The sequence below is a fragment of the Thioalkalivibrio sp. ALJ4 genome (assembly GCF_000377225.1).
In the GTDB taxonomy this organism is placed as follows: Bacteria; Pseudomonadota; Gammaproteobacteria; order Ectothiorhodospirales; family Ectothiorhodospiraceae; genus Thioalkalivibrio.
In genome coordinates this window covers 1,141,484-1,166,236 of sequence record NZ_KB897917.1, presented here as the reverse complement: position 1 = coordinate 1,166,236, position 24,753 = coordinate 1,141,484, and the positions used below count along the sequence as shown (strand labels likewise).

The following is a 24,753-nucleotide window of genomic DNA, read 5'->3' as shown; positions in this document are numbered from 1 at the left end:
TTTTGATCAACAACGGGCGGCCGAGCCCCTGATTTCGATGGCTTGTGGGGTTGGTGCCCCCTGTTCCCCGATCCTGCGTTGCGCCGCTTACGGGTAGAACCACTACCCGCTGCACGACGCGCCTTGTCTCGGAAAACAGGGGGCACCAACGCGGACGTGCGATTCAATCAGCGTCTCCCTAGTAGCGTTGCTGGCAGGCACCCCGCCTGCCGGGTACCATGGCCGCCCGACACTCATCCGGAGGGCCAGTCCCGTGCAGCGATCCCGTTTCCGGCTCGGCATTGTGCTGGCCACCGCCCTTCTTGCCCTACTGCTTTCAGGAGCCCCCATGGCCGATACCAATCCGCAGGTCGCGATCGAAACCAACCATGGCCGCATCGTGCTGGAACTCAATGCCGAGGCCGCCCCGGAGACGGTCGCCAACTTCATGTCCTACGTGGATGACGGCTTCTACGACGGCACGATCTTTCACCGCGTGATCCCGGGCTTCATGGTCCAGGGCGGCGGCTTCGACAAGAACATGAGCCAGAAGTCCGCCGGCGAGCCGATCCGCAACGAGGCGGACAACGGCCTTAAGAACGAGGTGGGTGCGATCTCCATGGCCCGCACCCAGGATCCGCACTCGGCCACCGCGCAGTTCTTCATCAACGTGAACGACAACGACTTCCTCAACCACACGGCCCCGAATGCGCAGGGCTGGGGTTATGCGGTCTTCGGCAAGGTGACCGAGGGCATGGACGTCGTGCGCCAGATCGAGTCCGTACCCACCGGCCGTTCCGGCATGCACCAGGATGTGCCGCAGGAGCCGGTCGTGATGGAAAGCGTGAAGCGCGTCGAGGACTGAGCCACCCCGTGGCTTCCAGCGCGCCGGCCCTGGTCATTTCCGACCTGCACCTGGATCGCGAGCCCGGCCCCCTGCTGGAGGCCACACTCGCCTTCCTGAAGGGACCGGCGCGCAGCGCCTCGGCGCTGTACATCCTCGGCGACCTGTTCGAATACTGGGTCGGCGATGACGCCGGATTCCCGGCCGCTGAACAGCTCGCCGAGGCCCTGCAGACACTCGAGATCCCGGTCGCCTTCATCCATGGCAACCGGGATTTTCTCGTGGGCCCGGACTATGCCGCCCGCGCCGGGATGCAGCTGGCGCCCGAGCCGCTGCACGCGGCCCTGCCCTGCGGACCCGCCGTGCTACTGCATGGCGATTCCCTGTGCACCGACGACACCGAGCACATGGCCTTTCGCCAAGAGGTGCGCGGCGGCGAATGGCAGCGGGCCTTCCTGGCCCAGCCGCTGGAGGAACGCATCCGGCAGGCCGAGTCCATGCGCGCCACCAGTCGTGACAACAGCCGGATGAAGGCCGACGCCATCATGGACGTGAATGCGAACGCCGTAGCGGATACCTTCCGCGACGCCGATGTCCCGCTGATGATCCATGGCCACACCCACCGCCCCGCGATCCACGACCTGAGGGTCGACGGCCAGCCGCGCCAGCGCTGCGTCCTCCCGGCCTGGGACGAGCACCCGGGCTACCTGGAAGTCGCGGCGACCGGCCCCGTCCTGCGCAAGCTGGACGGCTCGCCCTACCCGGCGCGCCTGCTGCACGCCTGAACCGCTGTCACGCCTCGGCCATTCTTGGCTGGGCCTGGTTCGGCATCTGGTGTTTCCGTGCCTTAGTCCGGCCGCCTGCCTGCGCTGTCTCGGCAACGCACCCCGAGGTACTTTCTTGCTTGCCCAAGAAAGCACCCAAAGAAGGGCACCCGGATTCCGCCCGGGAACCTTGCTCCAGGGCCCTCGGGCCGGCGGCGCTGAAACTCGCTACGCCTTTGGCTTCGCTCAGACAGTCAGCGCCTCTCTTCCGTCCCGAGAACCCTTCCGCAAGGGGCTTCATACGGGGGGATGAAGGTCAAAACAGAAGTTATCCCCGCGCCTGCAGCCAACTCCAACGCCGTAGGGTGCGGTTGAGCACAGCGAAACGCACCGTTCCGACGTCGGGGCAACCTCGGCCTTCGGCCTTGGCGTGCCGCGCCCGCAAGCGGGCGCCAGACCCATCGTAGGATGCGGATGAGCGCAGCGAATCGCATCAGGATTAACCCCGACGTCGGAGCGGTTCGTTTCGCTGCGCTCAACGCACCCTACAACTCGGGACTTAGGACAGATGCTGGAACACCGCCTGTTTTGACCTTCACTCCCGATATGAGCCCCTTATGGAGGGCGTGACAGGCCGGGAGAAGGCGCTGACTGTCTGAGCGTAGCGAGTTTCAGCGCCGCCGGCCTGGCGCGGCCGGAGCAAGGTTCCTGGGCGAATCCCGGGCGTGTTTCTTGGTTACTTCTTTGCACGAGCAAAGAAGTAACTCGCGGCGCGCTCGCGAGTGAGCGCATGGCAGGCGACTGGACGAAGGCACGTAAACACCAGATGCCGAACCATGGCCAGCCACAAAACGGAACAGAGCCGATCCACTGGAGTCTAGGGCGATGGTTCGCCGATGGCCTGGGCCTCCAGTTGCACCATCTCGGAGTCGGTGAAGCCGGCGGCGCGGCGCGCCTCGTGGGCAAAGGGCGGGCGTACGCGGCCCGGCATGTACTCGGCCAACAGCTCGAGGAAGAGCGGCTCGGGATCAAGCCCGCGTACGTGCGCCAGCTCGCGAAACCAGCGCGAGCCGATCGCCACGTGGGCGACCTCCTCGCGCTGGATGATCTCCAGAAGCGCGACGGTCGCGTGATCGCCCGCCGCCGTCAGGCGCTCGATCATGCCGGGGGTCACGTCCAGCCCGCGCGCCTCCAGCACGCGCGGCACCAGGGCCATGCGGATCATCACGTCGTGGTCGGTCGCGAGTGCGGCCTCCCACAGTCCGTTGTGGGCCGGCAGCTCGCCGTAGTCCGCCCCCAGCTCGTGGAGCCGCGCGCGCAACAGCCGGAAATGACGCGCCTCCTCGGCCGCCACCTGCAGCCAGTCGCTGACAAAGGGTGCCGGCATGTCGCGAAAGCGATAGACGGCATCCAGCGCCAGGTTGATCGCGTTGAACTCGATATGCGCGACCGCATGCACCAGCGCCACCCGCCCGGCCGTCGTGTGCAACCCGCGTCGCGGCAGGTCCTTCGGGTACACCAGCACCGGCCGTTCCGGACGCCCGGGCACCTCCAACCGTTCCGGCCCGGAGCTGGCGACCGCCTCCAGCTCATCGGACCACCAGGCCTGCATCAGCGCCAGCACGCGCTCGCACTTGGTCTCGGGATCGCACTCGCGCAGCGCCATTTCGGCCGCTTGGTAGAGATCCGGGCTCGCGGGATGGGTGATCGGCTGACTCATGGCGGCCAAGGATACCCGTTCAGCGCTCGTCGGTCGGCATGCTGCGGCGCAGCAGGATGGAGTTGCCGATCACCGAGAGCGAGCTGGCGGTCATCGCGATCACGCCGATCATGGGGTGCAGCAGGCCGGCCGCGGCGATCGGGATTGCGGCGGAGTTGTAGCCCCAGGCCCAGAACAGGTTCTGCACGATCTTGCGGAAGGTCAGGCGCGAGAGCTGCACGGCCTCGACCACCTTGGTCAACTCGCCACGCACCAAAGTCACGTCAGCGGCCTCGATGGCCACATCCGCGCCGGCCCCAATCGCGATGCCGACGTTGGCCTGCTGCAGGGCCGGGGCGTCGTTGATGCCGTCCCCCACCATGGCCACGTGGTCGCCGTACTGCGCCTGCAACTCGCGGACTGCCTCGACCTTGCCCTCCGGCAGCACGCCGGCACGAACCTCGTCGATCCCCACCTGCGCGGCCACGGCCTTCGCGGTGTGCTCGTTGTCGCCGGTGACCATCACGCAGCGTATGCCGAGGCTATGCAGCTGCTCAATGGCGCTCTGCGACGCCTCCTTGAGGGTGTCGGCGACCGCGACAATGCCGGCCGGTCGCTCGCCAATGGCCACCAGCATCGCGGTCTTGCCGGCATCCTCGAGCCGCCGCAGCGATTCCAGCAGGCCGGACGGATCCAGGCCCTGCTCCTCCAGCAGCCGCTGGCTGCCGACCAGGACGCGTTCCCCGTAAAGGTGAGCCTCCACCCCGCGCGCGGTGTGCGACTGGAACTGTTCGACCTCGGCGATCGCCAGCTCCCGGTCGCGCGCACCCTGCACGATGGCCTCGGCCAGCGGGTGCGCGGAGCCGGCCTCCACGGCCGCGGCCGCACCGAGCACGCGAGCGTCATCGAAGCCCTCGGCCGCGATCACGTCGGTCAGCGCCGGCTGCCCGCGGGTGATGGTCCCGGTCTTGTCGAGCACGATCACGCGGATGTCCTTCAGCGTCTGGATCGCGGAGCCCGAGCGGATCAGCACGCCGCGCTCGGCCCCCATGCCGGAGCCGACCATCAGCGCCGTGGGCGTGGCCAGCCCCAGCGCGCAGGGGCAGGCGATGACCAGCACGGCGATCGCCGCCAGCAGCGCCAGCACCATCGGCGGGCGCTCCGCGTCGACCCAGGGCAGGAAGCCCTCGCCCCAGATCAGGATCGGCTGCAGCGCCCCGGAGAACGCCAGCCAGGCCGCGAACGCCGCCAGCGCGATGATCAACACCGCCGGCACGAAGCGCGCGGTGATGCGGTCCGCCAGCTCCTGCACCGGCACCCGCGAGCCCTGGGCCTCGTTCACCAGGCGGATCACCTGCGACAGGAAGGTGTCGGCCCCCACGCGGGTCGCACGCACCTTCAGCCGCCCCTGCTGGTTCAGGGTCGCGCCGAGCACGCTATCGCCCTCGCCCTTGTCCACCGGCACCGACTCACCGGTGGCGATGGATTCGTCCACCGTGCTCTCGCCGGCGACCACTTCGCCATCGGTGGGGATCTTCTCGCCCGGGCGCACGATCATCAGCTCGCCCACCTGCAGCGATTTCACCGGCACCTCGACCTCTTCGCCATCGCGTTCGACCCGGGCGGTCTTCGCGCCCAGATCCAGCAGCTTGCGGATCGCGGAGGAGGCCTCGCCCTTGGCGCGGTACTCCAGATACCGCCCGAGCATGTGGAAGGCCATGATGGTCGCGGCCATCTCGATGAACGAGGTCATCGGATAGAAGAAGCCGATCAGCCCCAGCAGGTAGGGTGGCAGCGAGCCCATGGAGATCAGCACGTCCATGTTCAGGCTGCCGCTTTTCAGCGCGCGCCAGGACGAACGGTGGGTGGCCGCACCGCCCGCCATGAACACCACCGGGAAGGCCAACACGGCAATGATCAGCAGATAGCCGGGGATCTCCTGCCAGAACATGTGCGGCATCATCAGCACCATGATCGCGATGGTCGGGATCATCGCGATCCACAGCCGGCGCCAGGCCTGCTTCAGATAGGCGGCGTCAATCTCGGCGTCGTCCGCCTCGCTGCCGGCCTCCTCGGTCTCCACCGCCGCCACGTCATAGCCGGCCCCCTCGACCGCGGCGCGCAGGGCCTTGGCATCGGGGCCGCCGGGACCGGGCTCTACGGTCACACGGTGATCGCCGATGTTGGTGCGCACCGCCTGGATGCCGTCCAGCTTCTCGATCGCACCGCGCACGATCCCCGCACAGTGATCCGACCCCATGCCGGGCACCACCAGGCGCACCGCACCGACACCGCCCGCCGCGCCCTCGACCTGGGCAACGTCGTAGCCGGCCCCCTCCACGGCGGCCCGCAACCCCTGCGGGTCCACCTGCTCGGGGTCGTATCCCACGGTCACCCGGTGGCGGGCGATATTGGTCCCCACCGAGGCTACACCCGGGGTCTTCTCCAGCGCCGCGCGGACAATCCCCGCGCAGTGGTCCGACCCCATGCCGGGGACGATCACCACCGCCTCGCGGGCGTCCGCTGGCTTCGTTTCCGTCGTCATCGCGCGACTCCTCAGCGATTACTGAACAGATACTTGATCAGGGCCGCGATCCCGAGGATCAGCAGCGCCAGAATCAGTAGACCAATCCAGCCATGGCCGAAGCCGAGGCCCGTCATCCAGCCAAAACCTTGTTCATGCATCATGGTGTAGTCCTCCCAGGGAACTAGTGACAACCGCAATGCGCGACACCGCGCACCGAGTGGGCGATCCACGATCACCCGGGGCCGGGCGGAACCCCGGCCAGGGAGGACTCAGAGGGGTGGGCGAAGATCCGGTGCCGCAGGGATACCGGGGCCCATGGCGACGGGAAGGGGGGCGAAAACGGGCGCGGCCGCCGTGACCGGCGTGCCGGCGGGTGAAGGCAAACCCGAGACCCCGCAGGCGCCACAGACCGCACAGGGCATCTCGCAGGCCGAAGGCGCAGCCTGGATCACAAGGTCCGGCGAAAGGTCCGATGACATGGGGTCTGCAGGTGATCCCGCTCCATGATCCAGGCAGCGGTCCGCCGCGGTCATGCCGCCCGCGGCGCCACCGTGCATCATCCCCGCACCGGCGATCGGCGCCAGCAACAGGGCGGCGACGATCAGTAGATTCATTAGATGGCGCGAGGCTCGTGACACGGGCTGGTCTCGAAAAGGTATTCTGCCTGCAAGTCTAGCAGCCGGTCCGGCGTTCGGCGTGACACAGATCAAGCCGCCCGTTCATCGCCCAGAGCGCTACAGCACAGGCGCCAGCAGATAGGCGGCCCGCGCGGCCACGCGGCGCCACAGCGGCAGGTCGTCCACGTCCTGCCGGGTCATCTCGCGCGAGCGGGCGAAGTCGGCCTCGAACATGCGCGCCGTCTCGCGGGCAAATCCCGGATCCAGCACCAGCGCGGTGACCTCGAAGTTCAGCCGAAACGAGCGGTTGTCCAGGTTCACGGTCCCCACCGCCGCACCCATGTCGTCCACCACGAAGGCCTTGCCGTGCAGGAAGCCCTCCTGATAGCGGTAGACGCGCACGCCGGCATCCAGTAGCGGGCCCAGGAAGGCGTAGGCCGCATGCGTGGTCAGCGGGTTGTCGGTGACCTCGGGGATCAGCACGCGCACGTCGACGCCACTGAGTGCCGCCAGCTTGAGCATGCCCTGCACGCCCTCGTCGGGCACGAAGTACGGGCTGGCGATCCAGATGCGCCGCTCGGCCGAATGGATCGCCTGCTGCATCATCAGGCTGGCGGTCTCGAACTCGTCGGCCGGTCCTGAGGGCAGGATCAGCACCGGGACGCCATCGTCCGCCATGGTCGCCGGCTGCCAGTCCAGCTCCGGGATCTCTTCGGTGGCCCAGTGCCAGTCCTCCAGGAACACCGACTGCAGGGCCAGGGCGGACGGCCCCTCGATGCGCAGGTGGGTGTCGCGCCAGGGGCCGATCTTCGGGTCCCGCCCGAGGTACTCGTCCCCCACGTTCAGTCCGCCGACCCAGCCCTGTTCGCCATCGGCCACCACGATCTTGCGGTGATTGCGGAAGTTCAGCTGGAAGCGATTGCCGCGCCCGCGGGTCGAGTGAAAGTGCTGCACATGCACCCCCGCGTCGCGAAGGGTGTCCAGATAGCTGCCGGGCAGGCGGTAGCTGCCGATCTCGTCGTAGAGAAAATAGACCTCGACCCCGTCCTGCGCCCGCTCCACCAGCCGCCGCTGGAGTTCGCGCCCGATCGCGTCGTCGCGCACGATATAGAACTGCACCAGCAGGTAGCGCTCGGCCTGCTCGATCCCCTCGAAGATACTGTCGAAGGTCGCCTTGCCATCCACCAGGAGCTCGACCTCGTTGCCGTGGAGGAACGGCCAGCGGGCGAGTTGCTGCACCCCGTCCAGGTGCTTGCTCGGCTCTTGCGCGATGTACTGGTGTGACCACAGCTCCTCGGTCTTCGGCTGCAAGGCCCGCGCCAGAGCGGAGTCCTCGTCACGGCGCGCGACCACATAGCCGCGAAACTCGCTGGCGCCGAATACCCAGTAGGCCGGCACAGCCACATAGGGAACGGTGTTGAGCGACACGATCCAGGCCACCGCGCCCTGCGGCGTGCGGGTGGACATCAGCGCATCCAGCGACGACAGGAACCCCAGCAGGTGAAAGCCAATTACAACCGTCAGCAGCACGCGCCAGCGCGGACGCCGGCGCGGCTTCGGATGGGCATCACCGGACTCGGGTCTGGACATATCCGTGCGGTCGACCCGGGAGCCGCGTCAGAGCGCGTCGAGCCCGCGGGCCAGGTCGCGCTGGATGTCGGCGACCGCCTCCAGCCCCACGGCGACCCGCACCAGAGCCTCGGTAATGCCCTGGGCCTCCCGCTTGTCCGGGTCCACACGACCGTGGGTAGTGGTGGCCGGGTGGGTGATGGTGGTCTTGGCATCGCCCAGGTTCGCGGTGATCGACAGGAATTTCGTTGCGTCGATCACCGACCAGGCGGCCTCGCGCCCGTCGGCGACCTCGAAGCTCAGCACGCCGCCGAAGCCGCTTTGCTGGCGCTTGGCGATCGCATGCTGCGGGTGGGATTCGAGCCCCGGGTAATGCACGGCGGTGATCTTCGGGTGGGCCTGCAGCCACTGCGCCAGGGCCAGGGCGTTGTCGCTGTGGGCGCGCATGCGCAGGGCCAGGGTCTCCAGCCCCTTCAGGAACACCCAGGCGTTGAACGGCGACAGGGTCGGCCCGGCCGTGCGCAGGAAGCCGTAGACGTCCTTGCCGACGCGCTCGGCATCGCCGACTACCGCGCCGCCCAGGCAGCGCCCCTGGCCGTCGAGGAACTTGGTCGCCGAGTGGATGATGATGTCGGCGCCCAGATCCAGCGGACGCTGCAGGATCGGCGTGCAGAAGCAGTTGTCCACCGCGAGCAGCGCGTCGTGCCGATGCGCGATCTCCGCCAGCGCGGCAATGTCCACCACCTCGCCCAGCGGGTTGGACGGCGTCTCGCAGAAATACAGCCGGGTATTGGGCTGCGTGGCGGCCTCCCAGGCCTCGAGGTTCGACAGCTCGACGTAGGTCACCTCGACGCCGAAACGCCCGAGGTAATTGTTGAACAACACGGTCGTCGTGCCGAACACCGAACGCGAGCAGACCACATGATCGCCGGCCTTCAACAGACCCATCATGGTCGCGAGGATCGCGGACATGCCGGAGGCGGTGGCCACACAGGCCTCGCCCCCCTCCAGCGCCGCCAGACGGTCCTGGAAGGTGCGCACGGTCGGGTTGGTGAAGCGCGAGTAGATATTGCCGGGCGACTCCCCGCCGAAGCGCGCGGCGGCCTCCGCGGCCGAACCGAACACGAAGCTGGAGGTCGGGAAGATCGCCTCGGAGTGCTCGCCCTCGGGCGTACGCCGGTAGCCGTGCCGGATGGCTACAGTCTGCGGGTCGTAATCAGCGGGGTCGAAGTCGGTCATCGCGGCATCCTTGAATGCGGAATGCCACAGTGTATCAGCGCGCCGGCTGCAGCCGGTCGGCCACACGCGTCAGCAGCTCGTAGCTGATCGTCCCCGCCGCACGCGCCACGCGTTCCACGGGAAGGCCTTCGCCCCACAGGGTCACCGGGTCCCCGACCTGCGCATCGGGCACCCCGGAGAGATCCACCGCCAGCATGTCCATGGACACGCGCCCGATCAGCGGGCAAAGCGCCCCCTTCACCAGCACTGGTGTGCCCGACGGGGCATGGCGCGGGTATCCGTCGGCATACCCCATCGCGACGATCCCGGCCCGGCCCGGCACATCGGCAGCCCAGGTCGCCCCATAACCGACGGTACTGCCGGATTCGAGCGGCTGGGTGGCAATGATCGGGGCCTGCACGGTCATCGCCGGGCGCAGGTCGCTGTCCGGACCCTCCGGGAGGTGCTCGGTGGGTACCGAGGCCGGATGCGCGCCGTAGAGCATGATACCGGGCCGGCCCCAGTATTCACCGGGGGCATCGGACGTCCCGCCCAGACCCCAGCCGGCAAACAGGGCCGCCGAATTGGCCACGCTGCGGCGTCCCGAAAATTCCGCCACCGTCGTCGCGAAACGGTCCAGCTGGCGGGCATTTTGTGGATGCTCCGGCTCGTCGGCACAGGCCATGTGGGTCATCCAGTGCAACCCGCCCTGCCCGTGGCCGGTAACCTGCAGTCGCCTGGCGACCGAGGCCGCCTCCGCCGGCACGAAACCCAGCCGGTTCATCCCGGTATTCAGTTTGATCCAGACGATGGGAAGCGTGACTCGGGCGGTCTCGAGATGGTCGAGTTGTGCCGCGTCGTGCAGCACGGGCTGCAGATGGAATTCGGTGCAGGCATGCACCTCGGAGGGATCGCGCGGACCCTGCAGCACCAGCAACGCGCCGTCGAAGCCGGCATCGCGCAGTGCCCGCGCCTCACCGACCTGGGAGACGGCCAGCCCGTCGCTTTCGCTGGCGAGTGCCTCGGCCGCCCACAGCAGTCCGTGGCCGTAGCCTTCCGCCTTTATCACCGACCACATGGGGACACCGGGTGCGAGGCCTCGCGCCACGGCCAGGTTGTGCCGCAGGGCCTCGGGGTGGAGCTGGATGCTGGCCGCGCGCCTCACGCGCCGCCTCGGGCCAGGGATCGAGAAGCATTGGGCGCCAACGCAAGTGTGTACATGGCTGGGTGTCCCCCTACTGCTCCATCCCGCCGTAGACGTCGGGGGCGTAGTTCTCGAAGCGAGTGAACTGCCCGCGGAAGGTCAGGCGCACGGTACCGATGGGGCCATTACGCTGCTTGGCGATAATGATCTCGGCCGTGCCCTTGTCCGGGGACTCCTCGTTATAGACCTCGTCGCGGTAGACGAAGGCAATAATGTCGGCGTCCTGCTCGATGGCCCCGGACTCGCGCAGGTCGGACATGACCGGGCGCTTGTTCGGGCGCTGTTCCAGCGAGCGGTTGAGCTGCGACAGCGCGATCATCGGCACGCTCAGCTCCTTCGCCAGGGCCTTCAGTGATCGCGAGATGTCCGAGATTTCGTTGGCGCGATTCTCGCTGCTGCCGGGCGACTGCATCAGCTGCAGGTAGTCGACCACAATCAGCTTGAGCCCCTTGTGCTCGCGCATCAGCCGGCGGGTACGGGCGCGCAGTTCGGTGGGTGACAGCGCCGGGGTGTCGTCGATAAACAGCGGGGCCTCGGAGAGCATCTGCACGGCACTGGTCAGTCGCGGCCAGTCGCCGTCCTCCAGGCGCCCGGAGCGCAGCTTCTGCTGGTTGATCCGGCCCATGGACGACAGCAGACGCATCGCCAGCTGCTCGCCGGGCATCTCCATGGAGAAGATCGCGACCGGTTCGGCATTCTTCATCGCCACATACTCGGCGATGTTCATGGCAAACGAGGTCTTGCCCATCGAGGGCCGGCCGGCGACGATCACCAGATCGCCGGGGTTCAGCCCCGACGTCAGGGCATCCAGGTCCTGATACCCCGTCGCCACGCCGGTGATCGGGTTCTGCGTCTCGTAGAGGTACTCGATCTGCTCGACCGCGGCGGTCAGCAGTGGCTTCATGCCGCGGAAACCCCGAGCCCCGCGCGCACCCTGCTCGGCGATGCGGAACACCTTCTGCTCGGCCTGATCCAGCAGTTCCTTGGATTCCCGACCCTCGGGCACAAAGGCCGAGTCGGCGATCTCGGTGCCCACCGAGATCAGGGAACGCAGGATGGAGCGCTCGCGAACGATATCCGCGTAGGCCACGATGTTCGCGGCACTAGGGGTTTCGGCCGCCAGACGGCCCAGGTAGGCCATCCCGCCCGCGTCTTCCAGCTCGGAGCTGCGCTCGAGCTGCTCCGACACGGTCACCATGTCGAACGGGGCATTGCGTTCGGCCAGCGCGGCCACCGCCCGAAAGATCAGGCGGTGGTCGTGGCGATAGAAGTCTTCATCGGTAATGCGGTCCGCCACCCGATCCCAGGCGGCGTTATCCAGCATCAACCCCCCGAGGACCGACTGTTCGGCCTCCTCGGAGTGCGGCGGGATGCGCGGATTCGGCGTCATTGGCCGGTTCATGCCCGAGGGCACCGTGTGAACCGGCCAGCCTGCCGGGCGTCAGCGACCTGCGGCCACTCTCCCGACATGCGGAGGATCACTCCTCGCCGATGACCACGACGTGAATGTCGACATCCACGTCCGTATGCAGATGCAGTCCGACCTCGAACTCACCCGTAGTACGCAGCGGTCCTTCCGGCATGCGCACTTCCTTCTTCTCCACCTCGGTGCCCTTGGCAGTCAGCGCATCGGCGATATCGGCGGGCCCGATGGAGCCGAACAGCTTGCCTTCGCCACCGGACTTGGCGGTGATTTCCAGCACGGTGCCTTCCAGCTGTGCCTTGCGCGCCTCGGCGGCGGCCAGCGCTTCGGCGGCGGCCTTTTCCAGCTCGGCACGGCGGGCCTCGAACTCGGCGATGTTCTCCGCGGTGGCGAACTTGGCCTTGCCCTGCGGCAGCAGGTAGTTGCGGGCGAAGCCGGAGCGCACGGTCACGCGGTCACCCAGACCACCCAGGTTATCGATCTTTTCCAGCAGAATGACTTCCATCTTCGGTATTCCTGTAACGTTGGGTCAGCCCCAAAAACGAGGCATTCTACACCGGTCGCCGACCGGTCTCACGAATTGTTGTCACCGTCCGGTCCGTCACCCGGACCCTTTCGCCCGCCCAGCGCGCCAAGACGCGAGCGGATGTCCGCCCAGGCATCGATCACCCCGATCGTCGCCAGCAGCAGGAACATCTGCGGCAGGGCCAGCGCCATCAGCACGTACATGCCCACCAGCCAGAAGCTGCTCATGCCCTGGTGATGCGTCAGTGCATGCACCAGTGCAATGCCCTGGAGGAAGAACAGCACCCCAAGGATGAACGCCAGCTCGGTGGCCAGCGGCACCGGGCCGAGATGCCCGACCAGCCCCAGCGCGACGGTCACGCCGCTCATGGCGCGACCGAACTGCAGCGCGCGGAACTCCTCGCCAAACGCCCCCGGGTTATACAGAAGCGCCTGCCAATAGCGGCCGATCAGCAGACTCAGCGTCAGACTCAGCAGCACGATCCCGGCAAAAAGCCCCGTCAGGTAGGGCGCCGCACGGCGCAGCGCGGCCTCCAGCTCCTGCGCCCCGGTATCCGTACCCTCGACCAGCGGTCCCAGCAGGGCCATGCCCGCCTCGGACCAGGCCGTCTGCAGATCCGGTACCAGGGCATGTACTGCCAGTACGCCAAGCCCGGCGACCATCGCGCCGGCCTTCAGCGTCATGCGCCAGGACACCGTACGGCGCAGGACCTCGGCCAGCAGGACCACGGGTGCCCACTGCACAAACCCCGCGGCCACACCCGCCATCGGCGGGGCCTCCGGGATCAGCACGAACATCGCAGCTCCGAGCACCAGCGCCGACAACGCGGCGACGAGCAGGGCCTGCCCCAGACCGACACGCAGGCCGACCAGTGCGATCAGGGCACTGCTGACGATCGCGATCGGCGGCAGGAAGAGCCCCGCAACGCCAAAGCCGGAGACCGCGCCCACGGCGCGGCCCCGGCTTTTCATCACGAATTCGGCCAGTACACGCATGGCCGTGCGTCCGGGCGAACCGGAGCGCGGATCAGTGGTTGTCGCTGTACGGCAGCAGCGCGAGGTAGCGCGCGCGCTTCACGGCCGTGGCCAGCTGGCGCTGATACTTCGCGCTGGTGCCGGTCACGCGGCTGGGCACAATCTTGCCGGTCTCGGTTACAAAACCTTTCAGCAGGTTCAGGTCCTTGTAATCGATGTACTCGATGCCTTCGGCGGTGAACTTGCAGTACTTGCGACGACGCGGAAAACGGGCCATGTCAGATCTCCTTCAAAAATTCGGTCAACGGACGGGCGGGACTTACTCGGCGGAGGCCGAGTCGTCAGAGGCGGCCTGGCCACCTTCGTCGTCACGCTCGCGGCGACGGCCCTTGGCACCTTCCTCTTCCTGGCCCTTGGCCAGCGGGGAGGTTTCGGTGACGGCCTCTTCCATGCGCATGGCCAGGTGGCGCAGCACGGCATCGTTGAACCGGAAGGCACTGACCAGTTCTTCCAGCGCCTCTTCCGAGGCCTCGATGTTCATCAGCACGTAGTGGGCCTTGACCAGCTTCTGGATCGGGTAGGCCAGCTGACGACGGCCCCAGTCTTCCAGACGGTGGATCTTGCCCTCGTGACCTTCGACCAGGCCCTTGTAGCGCTCGATCATCGCCGGGACCTGCTCGCTCTGGTCCGGGTGGACCAGGAACACAACTTCGTAATGACGCATTTTCGACTCCTTGCGGGTATCAGCCTCCCGACGCAGCGGTGAGGCAAGGATTCCGACCGCCGGATAACCGGCAGACGGAAAGGCGCGATACCTTAAACGAACTGGGCCCCGGCAACAAGCCCGACGCCCCTCGGCAACGCCGTCGCGCCGGGCCGGGTGACGACGTCAGTCCTCATCCACCGGCCACTCGTCGTCCGGGATGATCCCGTCGTCGCGCTGCTCGTGCCGCACCCAGGCGACGATATCCGCCACAGCCTGATGATCCAGACCGGGCACCGGCGGCATGTCGCCGTATTCCCAGTGATGTGCGACCACCCCACGCTCGACCGCGATAAAGAAGGTGATGTCGGCGTGATGCGACGGCTCGTAGATCCGGTGGATCAGCGCCGGCCCCTGCTCGGTACCGCGGGCATCGGCGCCATGACACTCCGCACAGCTCTGCGCAAAGCGCTCCCGACCCACCTGTGGATCGCCGTACAGCTCAATGTTGGCCAGCCCCTGGATGGGATACGGTGCGCGCTCCTTCGCCGCCTCCGGGGCCTCTTCGCCACACCCGGCGAGCAGACCGACAAGGGCCAGCGCGACCACCGGTGTCCCGACCGACTTAATGCGCATGCCCATGATGGCCCCCGTTGTGGTGATCGTGGTCATCGTGCCCGTCAGGCACATGATGGTCATCGTGGCCATCCGAGGGGTCGTCGCCGGCATCGGCCAGCTCGTAGCGGATGTAATTGACCACGTGCCAGATCTCGTCGTCGTCAAGCACACCGGCAAAGGCGGGCATCTCGCCCGAGCCCTCGCGAATCACCCAGTGGTATTCGCCTGCGGTGTGTCCCCCGGCGTGTTCCCGTAGATCGGCCGGACGCGACTCCAGCGCACGCGCCTGCGCGCCGTCACCGGCACCGGCCTCCCCGTGGCAGGCCAGGCACTGGGCCTTGTAGGCCTCCCGCCCCATGCGAATGGATGCCTCGTCCGCCGCGTGGGGGTTATCCCGCTCCGCCGCATCGGAAGGTGCCTCCCAGCGATGCTCGTGCGCATCGTGGTCATGCATGGGGTCATCGTGCGCGTGGTGGTCATGGCCGTGGTGGTCACCCTGGCCGGAATGGTCATGGTGATCATGCGTCGGCTCCCCGTGGTGGTGGTCGTGGCCCTCGCTCGCCGCAAGCGGCGTCGCCAGGGTCAGGCTCATGGCCAGCAGGGTGCTGACCGGAAAAACGGTTGCAATGGACATCTGGATTCCTCGCTGTCGCAATCATTGAAACGGACGCGGCCAGGCCGCATCCAGGACAGGGGAATCAGGATCTCGGTGGAGGGCTCGGGGGCTCGGCGGACAACCGGGTCGGCTGGACCAGGGGCTCGGCGGGCACCCGGGTCAGCTTCGTCGTAGGCGAGACAACGGTCGCCAAGGGGGCCATGCAACAGCCACCGTGGCTGGAACACTCCTGCTCGGCGTGATGATCGCAGTGCGCGCCATCGCAGTGCATGGAGGCGTCCATCTCCACGGGATCGGTGTGCATGGTCGCCATGTCGGCCGCATGAACGGTTTGCGCCATCACCAGCAGGGGCAACAGCAGCAACAGCCAGAGGAACAGTCGAGGATGCACGCGCATGTACCGAGTGTATCAGGCCCGCCGGCGTCAGGATTGGCGCTGGCGGCGGACCTCGAACAGCGAGACCCCGGTCGCCACCGAGACGTTCAGGCTCTCCACCGTGCCGCCCATCGGGATCCTGGCGAGATGATCGCAGGCCTCGCGGGTCAGGCGCCGCATGCCCTCGCCCTCGGCCCCCATCACGATCGCGGTCGGGGGGCGCAGATCCACTGCATAGAGGTCCTCGCGCGCGGCACCGTCCAGACCCACGGTCCACATGCCGGCATCCTTCAATGCCGCCAGGGTCCGCGCGAGGTTGCCAACCGCGACGACCGGCACGGTTTCCGCCGCGCCCGAGGCGACCTTGATCGCCGCCGGCGTGAGCGCCGCGCTGTGGTGTCGGGGCGTCACGATGGCACCGGCACCGGCCGCATCCGCCGTACGCAGGCAGGCGCCCAGGTTGTGTGGATCGGTGACCCCGTCCAGCACCAGCACGAGGTCCAACCCATCCTGTACCCGCTGGACCAGGGTCTTTTCGTCCACTACCGGGCGCGGGGCGCAATGCACGATCACACCCTGATGCTGGAAGCCGGGATGGTGCTGGTCGAGCTTGTCGCGCCCCACCCGCTCGACCGAGATCCCGCGCGCCTGGGCCTGCTCCAGCAAATGCGCCAGCGCCGGCTCCAGGGTGCCGCTCGCCAGCTGCAGCAAACGCGCGCGCTCCGGGGCATGCTGCAGCACGGCGGCAACCGCATGGATCCCGCCGAAGGACTCGCCGCGAGACCCCTTGCCGCCCTTGCCCATCGCCCGTATCCCTCCTAGGACTTAGGAGGCGCTGGACGAGCGGCGGCGCCGACCACGACGACGCCGACCGGACTTGCCACCGGGCTCGCCATCGGTGCCCGACGGCGTCTCTGAAGCGTCGGCAGCCGGGGCCTCGGACGGGGCATCAGCGGCGGACTCTGACGACTTGCCACGACCGCGCCCACCGCGGCGGCGGCGCTTCTTCTTCGGCGGGCCGTCGTCCTGAGCCTGCTCGGGCGCGGCCTCCGGTGCCGGCTGCACGGCCTCGGCGTCCTTGCGATTGCGACCACGGCCGCCCTTCTTCTTTGGCGCGGCCTCGACTTTGGACTCTTCGGCCAGAGCCAGATCGATCTTGCGATCGTCCAGGCTGACGCGCACGACCTGCACGCGCAACTCATCGCCAATACGGAATACGCGACCGCCGCGTTCGCCGGTCAACGTGTGGCGCGACGGCTCGAAGTGATAGAAGTCGTTATCGAGGGCGGTCACGTGCACCAGGCCCTCGATGTAGACGTCCTTGATCTCGACGAACAGGCCGAACCCGGTCACCCCGGAGACGACGCCGTCAAAGGTGTCGCCGACCTTGTCCTGCATGTATTCGGCCTTGAGCCAGGCGACCGCGTCGCGCGTGGCATCATCCGCACGGCGTTCAGCCATGGAGCAGTGCTCGCCGAGCGATTCCATGTCGTTGTGCGAATACGGGAAGGCCTTGTTGCTGCCCTTGCGCAGCACATGGCGAATCCCGCGATGCACCAGCAGATCCGGGTAGCGCCGGATCGGCGAGGTGAAGTGGGCGTAGTCATCCAGCGCCAGCCCGAAGTGGCCGTCCAGTTCGGGCGCGTACACCGCCTGGCTCAGCGAGCGCAGCAGCACGGTCTGGATCAGCTGCTGGTCGGGACGCTTCTTCGCCGCCTTCAGGACCTCGGTGTAGTCGCGGGGGCTCGGCTCGCTGCCCCCGCCGAGCGCCAGACCCACCCCATTGAGGAAGTCACGCAGGTCGTCGACCTTGTCCGTCGGCGGCTGGTCATGGATACGGTAGAGCGCCGGCACCTTGTGCTTCTTGAGAAAGCGCGCGGCCGCCACGTTGGCCATGATCATGCATTCCTCGACCATGCGATGCGCGTCGTTGCGCTCGGTCGGCACGATCTGCTCGATCTTGCGATCCTCGCCGAACAGGATCTTGGTCTCGGTGGTATCGAAGTCGATCGCCCCGCGGCGGTTCCGCGCGGCGTGCAGCGCCTTGAAGACCTCGTGCAGGACCTCCAGGTGGGGCATCACATGCCCATTCTGCTCGCGCAGCTGCTCGTCGCCATCGAGCATCGCGGCGACGTCCTCGTAGATCAGGCGCGCATGCGAGCGGATCAGCCCCTCGTGGAAGCGATAGTTCTTCAGGGCACCGCGAGCACCGATCTCCATCTCGCAGACCATGCTCAAGCGATCGACCTTCGGGTTCAGCGAGCAGAGCCCGTTGGACAGGACCTCCGGCAGCATCGGGATCACGTTGTTCGGGAAATACACCGAGGTCCCGCGCGTACGTGCCTCGCGGTCCAGCGCCGCATCCCGCTCGACGTAGTGCGACACGTCCGCGATGGCCACCCACAGGCGCCAGCCCTTGCCGTCGCGCTCGCAGTACAGCGCGTCATCAAAGTCCCGCGCATCGTCGCCATCGATAGTCACAAATGGCTGCTCGCGCAGGTCCAGGCGGCCCTTCTTGGCCTTCTCGTTGACCTCGGCCCCCAGCTCATCGGCTGCGGCAGCGACCTCCTCTGGCCACTCGTGCGGCAGACTGTGCGCACGGATCGCGATATCGATCTCCATGCCGGGCGCCATGTGTTCGCCCAGCACCTCGATGACGTCCCCGCGCAGGCGTGCCGTGCGCGACGCGGACTCGCGGATACGCACGACCACGATCTGGTCGTCTTCGGCCTCGCCCAGACCATCGGGCGGCACCAGGATGTCGTGCGTGATGCGCTTGTTGTCCGGGGTCAGGATGCCCACCCCGTCCTCGATGCGCAGGCGCCCGACCACCTGGGTCGTGTTGTGTTCGAGGACCTCGACGATGCCGCCCTCGCGGCGACCGCGACGATCCACGCCCATGACCCGCGCCAGCACGCGGTCACCATGGAACACACCGCGCATCTGGCGCGGCGAGAGAAACAGATCGTCGTCCTGTTCATCCGGCACCAGAAAACCGAAGCCGTCCGGGTGGCCGATCACGCGACCGCGAATCAGGTCTTCCTGGTTGACCGGGAGATAGGCGCCGCGCCGGTTGCAAAGGGCCTGCCCGTCGCGCTCCATCGCCTTCAGGCGACGGCGCAGGGCCTCGAGACGGTCGTCGTCGACGATCTCCAGCCGCTCGGCGATCTCGTCGTAGGACAGGGGGTTGTCGGCTTCCTGCAGGAGCCCGAGGATGAACTCGCGGCTGGGGATGGGATTGTCGTACTTCTGCGCCTCGCGCTCGAAATTGGGATCGGCCGGCGCCTTGCTTCTTTTTCTTGGCATTCAAACAACTCGTTGGATGACTCGGTGGCCGCCAGCGGAAGGCTGGCAACGCAAGCGCCCTATTATGCGGCAAGTAAAGATTTGCTGCCGGAAGCGCCGAGGGACGCGCGAACCCAGCCTCACGTCCGCGCCCATGGCACAGGACATTCTTGCGGGCGTTGACAGGCTTTTGGCCGCGCACTATATTGCGCGCTCCTGAAGCGCAGGACCCGGTCTCGAACCGGCGATCCGACCTCGTGCCGAGGTGGCGGAATTGGTAGACGCGCTAGCTTCAGGTGCTAGTGAGCGAAAGCTCGTGGAGGTTCAAGTCCTCTCCTCGGCACCATTTCTCTGCTTCCCGATCCCCCGAGACGAAAATACCCGCCCCGTTCTCCGCACGGATCTCCGTGTAGCGGTGGAACTATGTCTGTCCGCGCGTACGGCACGGGCCTGGCCCGCACCGCACGTCCAAGCGATATCCCAAACGCGCCTGGATCAGCAATCGAACGGGTCGCGCAGCACAAGCGTCTCGTCGCGATCCGGCCCGGTGGAGATCATGTCGATCGGGACACCCACCACCTCGGACAGGCGCTCCAGATAGGCTCGCGCCGCGGCCGGCAGCTTTTCGTATTCGCGAATCCCCACGGTGGATTCCTGCCACCCCGGCATCTCCTCGTAGATCGGCTTGCAGGCCGCATAGGCCTCGGCTCCGGACGGCGGTACCTCGTGGCGTTTGCCGCCACAGTCATAGCCGACACAGATCTGCACGCTCTCCAGCCCGTCCAGCACATCCAGCTTGGTCATGCACAGGCCGCTGATGCTGTTAATCGCGACCGCGCGCTTGAGCGCGACCGCATCGAACCAGCCACAGCGCCGTGCGCGCCCAGTGGTGGAACCGAATTCGTTGCCGCGGGTGGCCAGGTGCTCGCCCATGTTATCGAACAGCTCGGTCGGAAACGGGCCGGCCCCGACACGGGTGGTGTAGGCCTTGGTGATCCCCAGCACGTAGTCGATATCGCGCGGACCGACACCGGAGCCCGTCGAGGCGCCCCCGGCGGTGGTATTGGACGAGGTGACGAACGGGTAGGTCCCGTGGTCGATGTCCAGCAGGGTGCCCTGTGCCCCCTCGAACATCACGTCCCGGCCCTGGGCCCGCAACTCGTGCAGTCGCCCGGCGACATCCGCGACCATCGGCTGCAGGCGCTCGGCGTGCGCCAGGCACTGTTCCAGCACCTCCTGCTGGTCGATCGTGGGGGCCTTGAAATAATGCTTCAATGCGAAGTTGTGGTAGTCCATCACCTCGCCCAGCTTGGCGGCCAGACGCTCGCGGTGGAACAGGTCGTCCAGGCGCAGGCCACGACGCGCGACCTTGTCCTCGTAGGCGGGGCCGATCCCGCGCCCGGTGGTCCCGATCGCAGCCTTGCCGCGCGCCTTCTCGCGCGCATGGTCCAGCGCCACGTGGTAGGGCAGGATCAACTGGCAGGCGTCCGACAGCCGCAGGCGGTCGGCAACCGGCACGCCCTTGGCCTCGAGCTCTTCCATCTCGGTAATCAGCGCCTCGGGCGAAAGCACCACCCCGTTGCCGATCATGCATTCCACGCCTTCGCGCAGGATCCCCGACGGGATCAGGTGCAGCACGGTCTTCTCGCCATCAATCACCAGGGTATGCCCGGCATTGTGCCCACCCTGAAAACGGACAACAGCGGCTGCGTCCTCGGTCAGGCGGTCGACGATCTTGCCCTTGCCCTCGTCACCCCACTGACTGCCCAGTACGACTACGAAACGTCTCATCGGCTCAGTACTCCACTACCGTCCAGGCCCCGTCGCGCAGCTCCAGGCGCGCATCGGCGGGGGGTTCATTGGTTTGCCCTTCCAGATCGCGCACCACGCGATTACCGCGCGCACGCAGGTCGGCGATTGCGGCCTCCATGGCCACGTCACCCGAGGCCGGCGCGCGCACCGTACGACGCGGCACCGGCGGCGCCACCTCGGCGCGGCGCAGCAACTCGCGCAGATCGGTGCTGAAGCCGGTCGCGGCGCGCGCCCGGCCAAAGACGCGACCAATATCGTTGTAGCGCCCGCCGCGTGCAATTGCCTGCCCGGAGCCTGGCACGAACACCGCGAACACCAGGCCCGTGTGATAGGCATAGCCGCGTAACTCGCCGAGATCAACGTGGAGGTCCACGTTCGGCTGTGTCGCCTCCAGACGTTCCGCCACCGCCTGCAGGTGATCCAGGGCCGCCTCGACCTCGGCCGGCGCACCGGCCAGGGCCTCACGCGCCGCGGCAATGACACCGGCGTCACCATTGAGATCCACCAGAGCGCGCAACCGCCGGCAGACAGCCGCATCCATGCCTTCCGTCTCCCATGCCTCGAGGGTCCCCTCGATCTCGGGGACGCTTTTGCGCTGCAACTGGTCGAAGAAGGCCTCTTCGCGCGCGTTGTCCAGACCGGCCTCGCGCGCCAGCGCGCGATAGATACCGACATGACCCAGATCCATGCTGGGCTGATAGACCCCGCAAACCTCCAGTGTGGCGAGCATCAGGCGGATGATCTCAAGGTCGGAATCCAGACCATCATGGCCGAACAACTCGGCCCCGGCCTGCAGGGGACTGCGCGATCCGGACCACTCGTCCGCACGCGTACGCAGCGTACTGCCGACATAACAGAGGCGGTTGGGGCCTTCGACCTTCAGGCGATGGGCGTCGATGCGTGCCACCTGTGGGGTCAGGTCCGCGCGCACCCCCATCAGCCGACCGTTCATCTGGTCGGTTAGCTTGAAGGTCTGCAAATCCAGCGCATGGCCCGCGCCCACCAGCAAGGACTCCAGGTATTCCGCCAGCGGCGGCATTACCAGGTCATAGCCCCAGGTATCGAACTGGTCCAGCACCCGACGGCGCAGTCCTTCCAGGCGCCGCGCGGCGTCCGGCAGCGCCTCGTCGAGGCCATCCGGCAGTAGCCAGCGGTTGATCTCGGTCATCTCGTCCCTGCCCTTGTCCTAGGGAAACACTGATCAATGTCCACGCTCGCACTCAAGGCGCTTTTGCGTCCGGCGAGTGTGTACATTGATCAGTGTTTCCCTTGTGTCACCCAATGCGCGCCGGCCGGGTCCCGGCATGACTCGGGCCCGGAAGACCGGGCCCGAGTCAAACGGTCACTGCGCACCGGACACCTGCGATGGCGCCCGGCCCCGGTGTTACTGGGTCGGCAGCGGCGCCGGCCGCTCCCCGCCCGGCGCGTTGAAGAACTGGAAGAACTCGGAGTTCGGCTCCAGGATAAAGGTGCTCTTCTCGCCGCTCATGCTGTTGCGGTAGGCGATCAGGCTTCGATAGAAGCGGAAGAACTCCTCGTCCTCGCCGAACGAGCGGCCCAGCGTCTCGGTGGCACGCGCATCACCGGCACCCCGGATCTCCTCGGAGTCGCGATAGGCGTTGGCGAGGATGACCGTGCGGTCACGGTCGGCGCGCGAGCGGATGCGCTCGGCCTCCTCCTGGCCACGGGCACGGAAGTCCTGCGCCACGCGCTCACGCTCGGCACGCATACGTTCGTACACCGACTCGGAGACCTCGTCGGGCAGATCCATCCGGCGTACGCGCACGTCGACCAGGTCAATCCCCAGCTCCAGCGCCGTCTCCAGCGCGGTCTGCCGTACCGCCCCCATGATCGCCAGGCGCTCGCCGGCGACGACTTCCTGCAACTCGAAGCGTGCGAACTCGTTACGCATGCCGTCGCGCAGGATCTGGGCCAGACGCTCCTCGGCCAGCCGCTCGTCACCGCGGGTAGCGCGGTAGAACTGACCAATATCATCGATACGCCACTTGGCGTAGAAGTCGACGATGATGTTCTTCGCCTCGGAGGTCAGGAACCGATCCGGCGGGATGTTCAGCGTCATAATCCGGGCATCGAACTTCTCGACGTTCTGGATCAGCGGAAACTTGAAATGCAGACCAGGCTCGGGATCGACCTGACGGATCTCCCCCAGGGCAAACTTGATCACGCGCTCGCGCTCATCGACGGTGTAGGTCGACAGCGCCACCACGATCCCGATGACAACAACGGCGATACCGGCTATGCGTAGCATTAGCGCACCTCCCGCGAGCGCTGGGCCGCCGGATCACGGCTACCCAGTCGATTGACACCTGACCCAGGAGTGGCACCGAGGCCACCGCGGCTGGTATCGATGGGTTGCGGGGTCGGCGTATCACCCGAGTTGGATCGGGTACCGGTACCACGGAACAGCTGATCCAGCGGCAGCATCATCAGGTTGTTGCTGCTGCCCACGTCGAGCATGACCTTGCGCGAATCCTCGAGCACGGCCTCGACGGCCTCCAGATACAGACGGTCACGGGTCACTTCCGGGTACTGCTGGTATTCCACCAGCAACTGATCGAAGCGCGCAGCATCACCGTCGGCCTGCGCAATGACCTGATCACGATAGGCCTCGGCCTCCTCGATGATACGCGCCGCCTGACCACGGGCCCGCGGGATCACGCCGTTGGCGTAGGCCTCGGCCTCGTTGCGGAAGCGAACCTCGTCCTCGCGGGCGCGGATCGCGTCGGCAAAGGCCTCCTGGACCGGCTCGGGCGGCTGGGCCTGCTGCATGGACACGGCGGTAACCGTAACCCCGGCCCCGTAGGAATCCAGATTCTCCTGCATCACCACACGCGCCGACGAGGCAATCTCCCCACGCCCTTCGCCGAGGATGAAGTCCAGGTTGGAACGCCCGACACGTTCGCGGATCGCGGATTCCATTACGTGATTCACAGTGGAGTCCGGGTTGCGCACGTTGAAGAGGAAATCGACCAGATCGAGGATGCGGTACTGCACCGCGATATCGATATCGATGATGTTCTCGTCTCCGGTCAGCATCAACGCGCGGTGCTCGATGGTTCGCACGTTATCGACGTTGACGATCTCGACCCGCTCGATCGGATAGGGCAGATGCCAGCCGGGACCCGGGTTCTTCACTTCCTGGAAGGCGCCAAAGCGCAGCACAACACCGCGCTCGCCCTCGGAGATGATATGGAAGCCGGAGGCCAGCCAGACGACCAGAGCGATGATCAGCCCGAGACTGACCAGGGCCTGGGTACCACGGCCCATGCCACCACCGGAGGAACCCCCGGAGCCACTGTCGCCACCACCGCCGAAGATTCCATTCAGCTGGCGCGACAGCTTGCGCATCATTTCTTCCAGATCGGGAGGCTGGTTGCCCCCGCCGCCACCGCTACCACCACCGCGCTGGCCACCGCCGCCCCCACTCCAGGGGTCGCGGTTACTATTTCCCGGTTCGTTCCAGGGCATGGACTGGACTCCGTCACTCGCTCAGGGCTGGCACCATCCGTTCACCCGACACGGATGGGCATAAGGGGCCATATTCTAGGGAGCCGGTCCCACCCGGGCAACCACGACCGGAGGGAAAAGCGGGTTACTCACCACCCTCGAGGACGACAAAGGCCTGGGCATACTCGCGCTCGTCGCTAATACTGAGGTGAATGGCGCTCACCCCAAGGCGTTCGGCGGTCGCCCGTGCGCGGCCTTCCAGCACGAATTCGGGGCGCCCGCGGGCATCATGGGTCACCCCGGCTTCGGCCAGCCCCATGTCGGCCCCGACCCCACATCCCAGCGCCTTGGCGAGGGCCTCCTTGGCCGCAAAGCGCCGGGCGAGAAATCCCGCCGGATGCTCCGACGGCAGGTCGGCGTGCTCGACCGGATGCAGGATACGCTCGGCCAGCCGCCGGCCATGGCGCTCCCACATGCCCTGCATGCGCGCCACCTGGACGAGGTCGGTGCCGATCCCGAGGATCATGCGGC

At 67.1% G+C, this 24,753-nt stretch carries 24 protein-coding genes and 1 tRNA gene; 3 read left to right on the top strand and 22 right to left on the bottom strand.

Annotated elements, in window-relative coordinates; translation table 11 throughout:
* Window positions 1–328: 328 nt before the first annotated feature.
* Window positions 329–844, top strand: a complete 516-nt coding sequence (locus C936_RS0105595) for a peptidylprolyl isomerase (protein ID WP_018137548.1) — start codon at window positions 329–331, stop codon at window positions 842–844.
* 8 nt (window positions 845–852) lie between these two features.
* Window positions 853–1,608, top strand: coding sequence for a UDP-2,3-diacylglucosamine diphosphatase (locus C936_RS0105590; protein WP_018649291.1), 756 nt, complete (start codon window positions 853–855; stop codon window positions 1,606–1,608).
* 856 nt (window positions 1,609–2,464) lie between these two features.
* Here the strand turns inward: C936_RS0105590 and C936_RS0105585 are convergent.
* The 17 genes from C936_RS0105585 to rnr form a co-directional block, all read right to left on the bottom strand.
* A complete protein-coding gene (locus C936_RS0105585) occupies window positions 2,465–3,307 on the bottom strand; it encodes a ferritin-like domain-containing protein (RefSeq protein ID WP_018649290.1) in 843 nt (280 codons plus the stop codon).
* 19 nt (window positions 3,308–3,326) lie between these two features.
* A complete protein-coding gene (locus tag C936_RS0105580) occupies window positions 3,327–5,831 on the bottom strand; it encodes a heavy metal translocating P-type ATPase (protein ID WP_018649289.1) in 2,505 nt (834 codons plus the stop codon).
* An 11-nt stretch (window positions 5,832–5,842) separates the two neighbouring features.
* Complete coding sequence (locus C936_RS15180) at window positions 5,843–5,974, bottom strand: hypothetical protein (RefSeq protein WP_018138107.1); 132 nt, start codon at window positions 5,972–5,974, stop codon at window positions 5,843–5,845.
* Window positions 5,975–6,082: 108 nt separating this feature from the next.
* Window positions 6,083–6,451: a hypothetical protein gene (locus C936_RS15095; protein ID WP_026278817.1), complete on the bottom strand. Its 369-nt coding sequence runs from the start codon at window positions 6,449–6,451 to the stop codon at window positions 6,083–6,085.
* A gap of 96 nt (window positions 6,452–6,547) precedes the next feature.
* Complete coding sequence (gene cls, locus C936_RS0105565) at window positions 6,548–8,020, bottom strand: cardiolipin synthase (protein ID WP_018649287.1); 1,473 nt, start codon at window positions 8,018–8,020, stop codon at window positions 6,548–6,550.
* 27 nt (window positions 8,021–8,047) lie between these two features.
* Window positions 8,048–9,238, bottom strand: a complete 1,191-nt coding sequence (locus tag C936_RS0105560) for an O-succinylhomoserine sulfhydrylase (RefSeq protein WP_026182194.1) — start codon at window positions 9,236–9,238, stop codon at window positions 8,048–8,050.
* Window positions 9,239–9,272: 34 nt separating this feature from the next.
* On the bottom strand, window positions 9,273–10,382 hold the full coding sequence (alr, locus tag C936_RS0105555; protein ID WP_018649286.1) for an alanine racemase: 1,110 nt from the start codon (window positions 10,380–10,382) through the stop codon (window positions 9,273–9,275).
* A 70-nt stretch (window positions 10,383–10,452) separates the two neighbouring features.
* Window positions 10,453–11,811, bottom strand: a complete 1,359-nt coding sequence (gene dnaB, locus C936_RS0105550; protein WP_018138102.1) for a replicative DNA helicase — start codon at window positions 11,809–11,811, stop codon at window positions 10,453–10,455.
* 88 nt (window positions 11,812–11,899) lie between these two features.
* Window positions 11,900–12,349: a 50S ribosomal protein L9 gene (rplI, locus tag C936_RS0105545; RefSeq protein ID WP_018138101.1), complete on the bottom strand. Its 450-nt coding sequence runs from the start codon at window positions 12,347–12,349 to the stop codon at window positions 11,900–11,902.
* 68 nt (window positions 12,350–12,417) lie between these two features.
* Window positions 12,418–13,365 (bottom strand): hypothetical protein, encoded by a 948-nt coding sequence (locus C936_RS0105540; protein ID WP_018175450.1) that lies wholly within the window; start codon window positions 13,363–13,365, stop codon window positions 12,418–12,420.
* Window positions 13,366–13,396: 31 nt separating this feature from the next.
* The gene (gene rpsR / locus C936_RS0105535; RefSeq protein ID WP_018138099.1) at window positions 13,397–13,621 is read right to left on the bottom strand and encodes a 30S ribosomal protein S18; all 225 of its coding nucleotides are present in this window, start codon (window positions 13,619–13,621) and stop codon (window positions 13,397–13,399) included.
* 42 nt (window positions 13,622–13,663) lie between these two features.
* Window positions 13,664–14,068: a 30S ribosomal protein S6 gene (gene rpsF / locus C936_RS0105530; RefSeq protein WP_012983301.1), complete on the bottom strand. Its 405-nt coding sequence runs from the start codon at window positions 14,066–14,068 to the stop codon at window positions 13,664–13,666.
* A gap of 165 nt (window positions 14,069–14,233) precedes the next feature.
* Window positions 14,234–14,689 carry a cytochrome c gene (locus tag C936_RS0105525; RefSeq protein ID WP_018649285.1) on the bottom strand — a complete coding sequence of 152 codons (456 nt, stop codon included), beginning with the start codon at window positions 14,687–14,689 and terminating at the stop codon, window positions 14,234–14,236.
* Window positions 14,673–15,299: a cytochrome c gene (locus C936_RS0105520; protein ID WP_018649284.1), complete on the bottom strand. Its 627-nt coding sequence runs from the start codon at window positions 15,297–15,299 to the stop codon at window positions 14,673–14,675. Before C936_RS0105520 ends, C936_RS0105525 begins: the two co-directional genes overlap by 17 nt.
* A gap of 64 nt (window positions 15,300–15,363) precedes the next feature.
* The gene (locus tag C936_RS0105515) at window positions 15,364–15,678 is read right to left on the bottom strand and encodes a hypothetical protein (protein ID WP_018175448.1); all 315 of its coding nucleotides are present in this window, start codon (window positions 15,676–15,678) and stop codon (window positions 15,364–15,366) included.
* A gap of 27 nt (window positions 15,679–15,705) precedes the next feature.
* The gene (gene rlmB / locus C936_RS0105510) at window positions 15,706–16,461 is read right to left on the bottom strand and encodes a 23S rRNA (guanosine(2251)-2'-O)-methyltransferase RlmB (protein WP_018175447.1); all 756 of its coding nucleotides are present in this window, start codon (window positions 16,459–16,461) and stop codon (window positions 15,706–15,708) included.
* A 21-nt stretch (window positions 16,462–16,482) separates the two neighbouring features.
* Complete coding sequence (gene rnr / locus C936_RS0105505; protein WP_018175446.1) at window positions 16,483–18,963, bottom strand: ribonuclease R; 2,481 nt, start codon at window positions 18,961–18,963, stop codon at window positions 16,483–16,485.
* A gap of 238 nt (window positions 18,964–19,201) precedes the next feature.
* Between rnr and C936_RS0105500 the strand changes: the two genes are divergently transcribed.
* Window positions 19,202–19,288: transfer RNA gene (locus C936_RS0105500), tRNA-Leu, on the top strand.
* A gap of 149 nt (window positions 19,289–19,437) precedes the next feature.
* Here the strand turns inward: C936_RS0105500 and C936_RS0105495 are convergent.
* From C936_RS0105495 to acpS, 5 genes are all read right to left on the bottom strand, one after another.
* Complete coding sequence (locus C936_RS0105495) at window positions 19,438–20,733, bottom strand: adenylosuccinate synthase (protein ID WP_018175445.1); 1,296 nt, start codon at window positions 20,731–20,733, stop codon at window positions 19,438–19,440.
* A 4-nt stretch (window positions 20,734–20,737) separates the two neighbouring features.
* A complete protein-coding gene (locus C936_RS0105490) occupies window positions 20,738–21,922 on the bottom strand; it encodes an ATP phosphoribosyltransferase regulatory subunit (RefSeq protein ID WP_018138093.1) in 1,185 nt (394 codons plus the stop codon).
* Window positions 21,923–22,138: 216 nt separating this feature from the next.
* The gene (gene hflC, locus C936_RS0105485; protein ID WP_018138092.1) at window positions 22,139–23,023 is read right to left on the bottom strand and encodes a protease modulator HflC; all 885 of its coding nucleotides are present in this window, start codon (window positions 23,021–23,023) and stop codon (window positions 22,139–22,141) included.
* Window positions 23,023–24,243 (bottom strand): FtsH protease activity modulator HflK, encoded by a 1,221-nt coding sequence (hflK, locus tag C936_RS0105480; RefSeq protein ID WP_038038384.1) that lies wholly within the window; start codon window positions 24,241–24,243, stop codon window positions 23,023–23,025. The genes hflC and hflK overlap by 1 nt, the downstream gene beginning before the upstream one ends.
* A 124-nt stretch (window positions 24,244–24,367) precedes the next feature.
* The gene (acpS, locus tag C936_RS0105475; protein WP_026182192.1) at window positions 24,368–24,748 is read right to left on the bottom strand and encodes a holo-ACP synthase; all 381 of its coding nucleotides are present in this window, start codon (window positions 24,746–24,748) and stop codon (window positions 24,368–24,370) included.
* Window positions 24,749–24,753: the final 5 nt, after the last annotated feature.